This is a genomic window from Bartonella sp. AP19HLJMH, assembly GCF_042196245.1.
Lineage (GTDB): Bacteria > Pseudomonadota > Alphaproteobacteria > Rhizobiales > Rhizobiaceae > Bartonella.
Window position 1 is genome coordinate 1 of sequence record NZ_JBHIPX010000043.1, and the last position, 2,327, is coordinate 2,327.

At 36.0% G+C, this 2,327-nt stretch carries 3 protein-coding genes and 1 pseudogene; all 4 read left to right on the plus strand.

What is annotated here, in order from left to right; translation table 11 throughout:
• Nucleotides 1-459 (plus strand): crossover junction endodeoxyribonuclease RuvC (locus tag ACFINR_RS09130; RefSeq protein WP_375654211.1); only part of this gene is annotated, 459 nt, incomplete at its 5' end.
• A complete protein-coding gene (locus ACFINR_RS09135; protein ID WP_375654212.1) occupies nucleotides 449-1,582 on the plus strand; it encodes a hypothetical protein in 1,134 nt (377 codons plus the stop codon). The genes ACFINR_RS09130 and ACFINR_RS09135, both read left to right, overlap by 11 nt.
• A 219-nt stretch (nucleotides 1,583-1,801) precedes the next feature.
• On the plus strand, nucleotides 1,802-2,131 hold the full coding sequence (locus tag ACFINR_RS09140; RefSeq protein ID WP_375648000.1) for a hypothetical protein: 330 nt from the start codon (nucleotides 1,802-1,804) through the stop codon (nucleotides 2,129-2,131).
• A pseudogene (locus ACFINR_RS09145) lies at nucleotides 2,118-2,327 on the plus strand (hypothetical protein); the annotation flags it as partial. The gene ACFINR_RS09140 and the pseudogene ACFINR_RS09145, both read left to right, overlap by 14 nt.

Consider the following 2,327-nt stretch of genomic DNA (forward strand, 5'->3'; position numbering starts at 1 on the left):
CTTTGTTTTGATCTAGGTACCAAAACGGGGTGGGCGATACGTGGTGCAAGTGGTGACATGTTCAGTGGTACCGTGAATTTTCAATCACGCCGTTTTGAAGGCGGTGGAATGCGTTATTTGCGTTTTAAACAATGGCTATCAGAAATAAAGCAGACAGCAGGTCAAATTGACGTGGTGTATTTTGAAGAGGTGAGGCGTCATAAAGGTACAGATGCAGCGCATGTTTACGGTGGTTTGTTAGCAACGTTAACGGCGTGGTGTGAACAGCATCAGATACCGTATGAGGGGATAGCAGTAAGTACGATTAAGAAAGCGACGACAGGCAAGGGGAATGCGTCGAAAGAAGAGATGATTAAGGCGGTGCGTGCAAAAGGGCACAATCCGAAAGATGATAACGAAGCAGATGCTTTAGCAATTTTATATTTAGTTAAAGAAAGGGAATTGGGGTATGTCCAGTAAATTACCATGGACGAGGCTTTTTGCAGACAAGTGGCTTCTTGATCTTGCTTGTTTACCCGCAATTGAAGGCAATGTTTATATGCGATTGCGATTGCAAATGTTGCGCACTAGAGAGCCTCTTGTAAATGATGCGCAAATATTATCTCATTTTACGTGTTGTTCAGTAAAAAGATTTCAGAAGGCATTAGATTACTTATTTAGATCTGGACACATTATTCTTTCAGAAGATGGTCATTTGTGGTGTTCAGATGTTGAAGAAGAATTAAAAAATTCAGACGAAACTTTAAATAAGTTTGCAGAAAGAGCAGCAAAAGCCGCCAATACTAGAAAACATAAAAACCATGAAGAATCTTCAAGAGAGCTTCAAGATTCTTTAAGAAGTCTTCAAGATTCTTCAAGATGTCTTGAAGATTCTTCAAGAGGGTACAATAACAATAACATTAACAATAACAAAAAAAATAAAAATATTATTTTATCAAAAAGAGAAATTGATTTTGAAAATTTAGAAACAAACGATTTGGTTGACGAGCCAATCGAGTGTGATGTTGAAAGCCAATCAGAACAAATCAAAACGATAGAAACCAAACAACCAATCATTCGCGAGCAAAATACCAACACTTCAAACGAAGTTAACAACCGATGGCAAATTAACGAAGCGATGATTGCGAAATTGCCTTCACGAAAAGTTAAAAAGGTTGGAAAACAACTTTCAGAAATCGTTGATAAGATAATGCCTGCTTATTTTCCAGAGAAAGCAAACTTTTTTGAAGGAACAAAGAAAATAAGGGAAAAACAAGAAGTTGAAAGAATACTAGAAGATTTCAAACCCGATTTTCAATACGCAACTGAACAAGGATTAACGCATGATGAAGCCTTATCAGAATTTGAAAAATTTGTACGCTTTTCAAAAACCAATCCATGTCACAATGCAAATGAACGCGATTGGCAAAGCGCTTGGGATAATTGGATTACGCATCCAGAATATGGATTGGTAATTAAGAAACACAAAAAATCAGAAGTGAAAAAACTATATGAAAGCGCATGTTATAAACCACCGTCAAACAATTTCGCAAATAACCTTTCAGAAAGCTTCAATCAACTTGCAACAGCGATCTACGCTTAAAGACACTTATGGATCAGAAAAAACAGCAAAGTAGTGAAGTTTGCTGATGATTTTGAGAATAGACATGCGTTTAAATTGACAGAAAGGCACCGTACAGATCGATTTAAAGATTTTGTGATAAAAACCACATTGAAATTAAAAACGCTTCTGTACGGTCCATTTTGAGGCAAATAAACCCATTGGTAAAGTTATGGATTTAGGTAGGGGATATTAAACCAGATGTTTTTAAAAAAACGTAAACAGAAGGGGGGGAAAAAGTTCGTTGCAACGGCGGTGGGGCATGCCCCATGGGGATTAGGGGTAGCAGAGTATTTTTACAATCTTTACGAATATGATGATGGTACAAGAGAATATGAAGAATTTGACGGTGGTCAGTATCATGAGATGCCTGAGAAAGTTGATTACAGTACCAAGGCGCAAGTGAAAGCTTGGATATATGGGGGTGGTATTCCGAAAAGCGTTCTCAATTACGAACCTCTCATAGATGAGATCAATAAAGAGATCAAAAAATTATCAAAAACCGCAGGAAATAAATATGTTTACAGATAAGCAGCTAAGAGCCTTGTTTGGTATTATAATTTTTATATTTTTATGCTTTTTAGAAATTAAAAAAAATCCCTATTTTATCCAAGGTATTTTGATATTTGCATCTTTTGGTTTGATAATAATAACAAATATTTTTGTAATTTTATGCAATTCTCATATTCCTTTTGAGTTGCAGAACAATCCAAAATATAAAGATGAT